This is a genomic window from Micromonospora sp. NPDC047753 (assembly GCF_040642735.1).
Taxonomy (GTDB): Bacteria; Actinomycetota; Actinomycetes; order Mycobacteriales; family Micromonosporaceae; genus Micromonospora.
The window spans coordinates 1-6,967 of sequence record NZ_JBEYSL010000368.1 but is presented as its reverse complement, the minus strand read 5'-3'; the positions used below and the strand labels follow the sequence as shown (position 1 = coordinate 6,967).

Below are 6,967 nucleotides of genomic sequence, written 5' to 3'. Positions count from 1 at the left end.
GATCAAGGTTGCCGAGACGAGCCGCAAGGAGATGAACATCCGCACGCCGAGCGTCATGGCGGTGGTCGGCAAGCTCTCCGGCGGCAACCAGCAGAAGGTCGTGCTGTCGAAGTGGCTGTTCACCGACCCGGACGTGCTGATCCTCGACGAGCCCACCCGCGGGATCGACGTCGGCGCCAAGTACGAGATCTACACGATCATCAACCGGCTGGTGGCCGCCGGTAAGGCAGTGATCGTCATCTCCTCCGAGCTGCCGGAGCTGCTCGGAATGTGCGACCGCATCTACACCCTCGCCGCCGGCCGGATCACCGGCGAGATGCCGGTGGCCGAGGCGACTCAGGAGAGCCTCATGGAGCTGATGACCAAGGACAAGGAGCTCGTCGGATGACCAGCATCAAGACCCCTTCGACGGAGCGCCCCACGCCCCCGGACAGCACGCCCGGCGCCGCCCTGCACAGCGGGACGAGCGACCTGCGGGCGCTGGTGTTGAACAACCTGCGGCAGAGCGGGATCTACGTCGCCCTGGTCGTCATCGTCGCGCTCTTCGCGGTCCTGACCGACGGGGTGTTGCTGAGCCCCGGCAACATCACCAACATCGTCCTCCAGTACTCGTACATCCTGGTCCTCGCCATCGGAATGGTCATCCTGATCATCGGTGGGCACATCGACCTGTCGGTCGGGTCGGTCGTCGCGCTCACCGGAGCGGTCTCCGCCGTCCTGGTGATCCAGCAGGGTCACCCCTGGTGGATCGGCGTCGTGGCCGCGCTGGTCGTCGGCGTCGCGGTCGGCGCGTGGCACGGCTTCTGGGTGGCGTACGCCGGCATTCCGGCCTTCATCGTGACCCTGGCCGGCATGCTGCTGTTCCGGGGTCTGACCCTGCGGGTGCTCGACAACATCTCGCTGTCGCCGTTCCCGTCCGAGTACCAGCAGGTCGCGGCGGGCTTCCTCAACGGCCTGCTCGGTGGGCAGGGCTTCGACGCCTTCACGTTGCTGATCGGCGCCATCGCCGTGGCCGGCTACGCGGTCAGCGGCTTCCGCACCCGCGTGGCGCGTATCCGCTACCAGCAGCCCGTCGAGTCGTTCCCGCTCTTCGTCGCCCGGGTCGTGCTGGTCGGCGCGGTCCTCATGTACTTCGCCTGGCAGTTGGCGCACGCCCGAGGGCTGCCGATCGTGCTGATCATCCTGGCGGTCCTGGTGCTGGTCTACGGCCTGCTCACCCGGCGTACCGTCTTCGGTCGGCAGGTCTACGCGATCGGCGGCAACCTGTCGGCGGCGGCGCTCTCCGGGGTGAAGGTCCGCACCGTCAACTTCTGGATGTTCGTCAACATGGGCTTCCTGGCGGCGGTGGCCGGCGTCATCTACTCGTCGCGGTCCAACGGCGCCCAGCCCGCTGCCGGCAACATGTTCGAGCTGGACGCGATCGCCGCTGCCTTCATCGGCGGTGCGGCGGTCACCGGCGGCGTGGGCACCGTCGTGGGCGCGATGGTCGGTGGTCTGATCATGGCGGTGATGAGCAACGGCATGCAGCTGATGGGCATCGACCAGTCGACCCAGTCGGTGGTGAAGGGTCTCGTTCTGCTCGTCGCGGTCGCCTTCGACGTCTACAACAAGCGTCGCGCCGGCACCGCCCGCTGACGCCCGCACGAAACCCGGATGGCCCCTGACCGCGACGCGGTCAGGGGCCATCTGCGTTCCAACCGACTCCGCGATCTTGCACTTGGTGTCGACGATCTGCGGCTTATGCGGCAGAAGTCGGGACAGAAAGTGCAAGATCGACGGGGGGGTTGGGTGGGGTGGGGTGGGGTGGGTTAGTGGCAGGTGGTGGTGCCGGTGTCGGTGTAGGTCTGGCCGGCTACCGGTACGAACTGCCAGTCGTAGCTGTTGGAGTGGAGGGTGAACTTCAGTAGCCCCCACGCCGAGCTGTTACGCGCCTCGCTGTTGGGTTGGATGGTGCCGAAGCCGTAGTGGCCGGCGCCGCCCATCCCGGCGACGAAGCTGCGCAGACCCCGGCTGGAGTCGGCGCCACCGGCCGGGTTCATCGGGGCGAACCGCTCGTACACGTGGTTGTGCCCCCAGACCACGACGTCGGCGTTGTAGTCGTAGAGAGCCTGGTACAGCGGGCGCGTCGACGTCGACGGCGCGTGGTTGGAGCTGGACGTGAACAGCGGGTGGTGCCAGTACGCGATAGTGCACGGCTTGCTGCTGGCGGCCAGGTCCGCGCGCAGCCACTGCTCCTGCGTCGAGCCGGCCGACATGCTGATGTTCGAGTTCAGCGACACGACGTGCCAGTTGCCCAGGTCGAACGAGTAGTACCCGCGACCGCTCGGGCCGGCCGACGTACCGAAGTAGTTGTAGTAGCCGGTCGCGCCCGACGTGTTGTAGTCGTGGTTGCCCGGCGACGGGCGGGTGCGGGACTTGTGCCGACCCCAGGTGGGCTCGTAGTAGCTGTTGAACTGCGACGCCGTCCCGCTGTCGTAGACGTTGTCGCCGGTGGTGAAGACCGTTCCCGGGATGCTGTCGAGCAGCGTCGCTGTGGCGCTGTCGCCGGAGCCCGAGTCGGCGATGTCGCCGGCGCCGACGAAGACCGGGTCGCCCGACGGGGGCGGCGTGGTGCTGCCGGTGGTGACCACCAGTTGCGGAGCGTCAGCGCCGCTCTCGCGGGTGTCGTAGTAGGCGCCGTCACCGCTGGTCGAGGTGGCACCGAAGCTGTACGTGCCGTTGCCGGTGACAGCGGCAGTGACGTCGACCTCGTACCAGGTGTTGCCGCTGACCGCGCCGATCGCGCCGAGCGTGGCCCCGTCGATGGCCGGCTGGTTGTTCCAGGTGGTGCCGGTCTCCGACCAGGTCGTGTTGGACATCCGGCGGAACGTGCCACCGGCGTCGCTGCCGCTGTTGCCGCTGATCGTGCGCAGTCGCAGCCTGGCACCGGTCACCGTGCCGCTGACACCGTTCACTGTGAAGCGCAGGAACGAGCGCCGCACGGGCGAGTTGTCGACCACGACCTGCGTGGACGTGCCGTAGTTGGTGGCCGCCGTGTCGCTCTGGACGTAGGTGTCGGCAACGGGCGTGAAGGTCACGCTCGCCGCCGACGCCGCGCCGGCGCCGGTCACGACGACGGCGGCGGTCGCGGCGACGATCACCGTGACCACCCCCAGCGTCACCGACGGACGGGGGAATCGAATGTCCATCCAGGACTCCTTACCTCGTGGGAAGAGCGCAAGGAATGTAGGAAGGTCGATGAGCCGGCGGGCGACGGGCGGATGAACAGTGCGTCCCGACAGGCGAACACCTCGCTGTTGGGGACCTGTTCAACAGTCCCTCGCCCGGATGCCACCCGCGGTGCGTTGTGCCTGCTCCACTGAGTACGGACGATGGCTGCCCGTCGATCAGAGGAGATGCGCGTGTACCTGTCGACCGTCTCCCGACCGGTCGCCGATGAGCCAGGATCGGGGCCTCGCCGCCGTCGGTTCACGATGGTCAGCGGCAATGTCGTCGCGCTCGGCACGGTCAGTCTGATCACCGACGTGTCGGCCGAGATGGTGGCCGCGGTCCTGCCGCTCTATCTGGTGCTGGGCCTGCACCTCAGCCCGGTGGCCTTCGGCGTCCTGGACGGCGTCCACACCGGCGCCACCGCGCTGCTGCGGGTCGTCGGTGGTTTCGCCGCCGACCGGTTCCGGCGGCGCAAGCTGATCGCCGGCATCGGGTACGCGCTCTCGGCGGTCGCGAAGCTCGGCCTGCTGCTCGCCGGTCGGTCGATCCCGGCGATCGGCGCCGTCATCGCCGTCGACCGGATCGGCAAGGGGGTGCGAAGCGCGCCGCGTGACGCGTTGATCACGCTCTCCACGCCACCGGAGGCGCTGGGTCGGGCGTTCGGGGTGCACCGGGCGATGGACAGCGTCGGCGCGTTCCTCGGGCCACTCGCCGCGTTCGCGGTCCTGCTGGTCGTCGGGCAGTCGTACGACGCGGTGTTCGTCACCAGCTTCTGCATCGCAGCCCTCGCCGTGGTGGTGCTCGTGCTCTTCGTCAGGGAGCAGCCGCCCGGCGAGGGGGTGGACGGCGGGGCGGCGGACGAGACCAACGAGGCGAAGGTCTCCGTCCGCGAGGCGTTCGGGCTGCTGCGCGCAGGACCGGCCCGGCGGCTGGTGCTGGCCGCCGCGATGCTCGGGCTGGCCACCATCGGCGACGGCTTCGTGTACCTGCTGCTGCAACGCCGAATGGACCTCGGCCTGCGCTGGTTTCCGCTGCTCGCGGTGGGAACCAGCCTGGCGTACCTGCTGCTCGCCGCTCCGTTCGGCGTACTCGCCGACCGGATCGGTCGCCTGCCCGTGGTGATCGGCGGCTACACCGCCCTCGGCGCGACGTACCTGCTGCTGGCCGGCCCGGTCGACGGTTGGCCGCTGATCGCCGTGGCGCTGACCCTGTACGGCGCCTTCTACGCGGCCACCGACGGGGTCCTCATCGCGCTCGCCGGTCCGGTGCTGCCGGCGCGTCTGCGGACCACCGGAATCGCGTTGGTGCAGACCGGGCAGGCTCTCGCGTACCTCGTCTCCTCCGTGCTGTTCGGTCTGGCCTGGCAGGCATGGGGGCCGGAGAGCGCGATCCGCGCGGCGGCCGTGGCCGTCGCCGGCGTCCTGGTCGGCACGCTGCTCCTGCTGGCCTCCCCGTCCCGACTCACCACCCGGAAGGTGCCCCGATGACCGTGATGTCGACCCGAGCGAAGCTCGGTGTGGTGGTCGCCTCGGCCGTGCTGTTGGGCGCTGTGGCGGCCGGCTACGCCGCCAGGGCCGGGCAGGCTCCTCGGACGCCGCCACCCGCCGGCGCCGAGCAGGCGGTCACCTTGACGTCCGGGCCGCGCCTGCTGGCGATCACCGACCGGCACGTCTCCACAGTCGCCGCGACCGACCCCGCCGGGCCGCGCACGATCGCCGGCCTGGAATGCCTCCGGGTGTACGCGGCCGCCGGCACCGGGGTCTGCCTGAAGCCGGAGACCGCGTGGTCGTACCAGGTCGTCGTCCTCGACGCGACGCTGCGCCAGACGAGGGCGGTCAGTGTGCCGGGTCTGCCGAACCGGGCCCGGGTCTCGGCCTCCGGCCGCATGGTCTCCTGGACGACGTTCGTCGGTGGCGACTCGTACACCTCCAGTGGCTTCTCCACCCGCACCGGAATCCTCGACACCCGCACCGGCGCCACTGTGGCCTCGCTCGAAGAGTTCGCGATCACCCGGGACGGCCGGGGCTACCGCAACGCGGACGTCAACTACTGGGGCGTCACCTTCACCGCCGACGACAACCGCTTCTACGCGACGATGGCGACCGGGGGCAGGAGATACCTCGTCCGGGGTGACCTCGCCGCTCGTACCGTCGAGACGCTGAAGGAGAACGTCGAATGCCCGTCGCTGTCACCGGACGGCACCCGGCTCGCGTTCAAGGAGGCGGTCGACGCCGACCCGGCGAAGGGCTGGCGGCTGTCGGTCCTGGACCTGCCGAGCATGCGGGTCACCGCGACCGCCGAGGTCCGCAGCGTCGATGACCAGGCCGCGTGGCTGGACAACGGCAGGCTGGCCTACACGCTGCGCCGGGACGACGGCCAGCCCGACGTCTGGAGCGTTCCGGCGGACGGGTCCGGCACGCCGACGCTTGTCATCCCCGGCGCGGAGTCGCCGTCCCCGCTCACCTGACGGTCCGGTCCGCGGCCCCGGCGGTCCGGACACCTGAAGGCCTTGGCGCGGACAGCAGCCCGTCATGTGGGATTCCGCCGCGCAGCCATCGCCGTTCATCGACGTTCCCGAGGCTGTTGACCATGACAAGGCTGAGCCGTCGTATTTTCGTCCTCGGTGGACTGGTGACCGCGGGAGTCGCTGTGACACCTCTCCAGGGTGCCCGCGCAGCGGTGCCGTACCCCTTCAAACTCGGTGTGGCGTCCGGTGACCCGGCACCGGACAGCGTGGTCCTCTGGACCCGGCTGGCACCCTCCCCGCTCAACGCCGACGGGCAGGGAGGCATGGCCAACGCCGACGTGACGGTGGAGTGGCAGGTGTCCAGCACCGACCGGTTCACCTCCCTGGTCGCCTCCGGCTCGGTGGTTGCCCGGTACGCCGACGCGCACTCCGTGCATGCCATCGCGGGCGGGCTCGCCGCTGACTCCGACTACTACTACCGGTTTCGGGCCCAGGGGCAGATCTCGCCGGTCGGGCGGACCCGGACCGCCCCGGCGCCCAGCTCCTTCGGCCGCGATCTGGTCATGGCCTTCGCCTCCTGCGCCCACTACGAGGCCGGTTACTACACCGCGTACCGGCGGATGGCCGAGGACAACCCCGGTCTGATCCTGCACCTCGGCGACTACATCTACGAGGGCGGCGTCGGCAGCTCCACGGTGCGGCAACACGTCGGCGCCGAAATCGTGTCGCTGGCCGACTACCGCCGCCGCTACGCGCTGTACAAGTCCGACCCGGACCTGCAGGCGGCCCACGCGGCGGCACCCTGGCTGGTGGTGCCAGACGACCACGAGGTGGAGAACAACTACGCCAACATGGTCCGCAACGACAGCAGCCCCACGCTGACCGCAGCCCAGTGGACCGCCCGGCGCACCGCCGCGTACCGGGCCTACTACGAGAACATGCCGCTGCGGCCGGCGTCCGCCGCCAACGGCAACAGCATCCCGCTGTACCGGCGGGTCCGGTGGGGGCAGCTCGCCACCTTCCACATGCTCGACACCCGGCAGTTCCGCGACGACCAGGCCTGTGGCGACGGCTGGAAGGTCTGCGCCGACGCCGACCTGGCCTCCCGGTCGCTGACCGGCGCCACCCAGGAGGCGTGGCTGCTCGACGGGCTGGCCCAGCGCTACAGCACCTGGGACATCCTCGGCCAGCAGGTCTTCTTCGCCCAGCAGCTCGACGCGAACGGGGCGGCGAGCATGGACGCGTGGGACGGCTACCGGGCCTCCCGCAGCCGCATCCAGGGCGGGTGGC

Annotated in this window: 6 protein-coding genes; 5 read left to right on the top strand and 1 reads right to left on the bottom strand. The window is 70.0% G+C overall.

Annotation, left to right across the window (positions count from 1 at the left end; all coding sequences use genetic code 11):
* Both ABZ749_RS25615 and mmsB read left to right on the top strand, forming a co-directional pair.
* Positions 1 to 388, top strand: a 388-nt coding sequence (locus ABZ749_RS25615; RefSeq protein WP_357232125.1) for an ATP-binding cassette domain-containing protein, incomplete at its 5' end; no start/stop codon positions are given.
* A complete protein-coding gene (gene mmsB, locus ABZ749_RS25610) occupies positions 385 to 1,635 on the top strand; it encodes a multiple monosaccharide ABC transporter permease (RefSeq protein ID WP_091401175.1) in 1,251 nt (416 codons plus the stop codon). The genes ABZ749_RS25615 and mmsB, both read left to right, overlap by 4 nt.
* A 173-nt stretch (positions 1,636 to 1,808) precedes the next feature.
* On the opposite strand, the gene ABZ749_RS25605 is transcribed toward mmsB, so the two are convergent.
* Positions 1,809 to 3,188 carry a DNRLRE domain-containing protein gene (locus ABZ749_RS25605; RefSeq protein ID WP_357232121.1) on the bottom strand — a complete coding sequence of 460 codons (1,380 nt, stop codon included), beginning with the start codon at positions 3,186 to 3,188 and terminating at the stop codon, positions 1,809 to 1,811.
* A 213-nt stretch (positions 3,189 to 3,401) separates the two neighbouring features.
* Between ABZ749_RS25605 and ABZ749_RS25600 the strand changes: the two genes are divergently transcribed.
* The 3 genes from ABZ749_RS25600 to ABZ749_RS25590 all read left to right on the top strand — a co-directional run.
* Entirely contained in the window at positions 3,402 to 4,697 is a 1,296-nt protein-coding gene (locus ABZ749_RS25600) for an MFS transporter (protein ID WP_357232118.1), read from the top strand.
* Positions 4,694 to 5,677, top strand: coding sequence for a hypothetical protein (locus ABZ749_RS25595; RefSeq protein ID WP_357232115.1), 984 nt, complete (start codon positions 4,694 to 4,696; stop codon positions 5,675 to 5,677). The genes ABZ749_RS25600 and ABZ749_RS25595 overlap by 4 nt, the downstream gene beginning before the upstream one ends.
* A gap of 122 nt (positions 5,678 to 5,799) precedes the next feature.
* Positions 5,800 to 6,967: alkaline phosphatase D family protein (locus ABZ749_RS25590; protein WP_357232112.1), on the top strand; the 1,168-nt coding region annotated here is incomplete at its 3' end.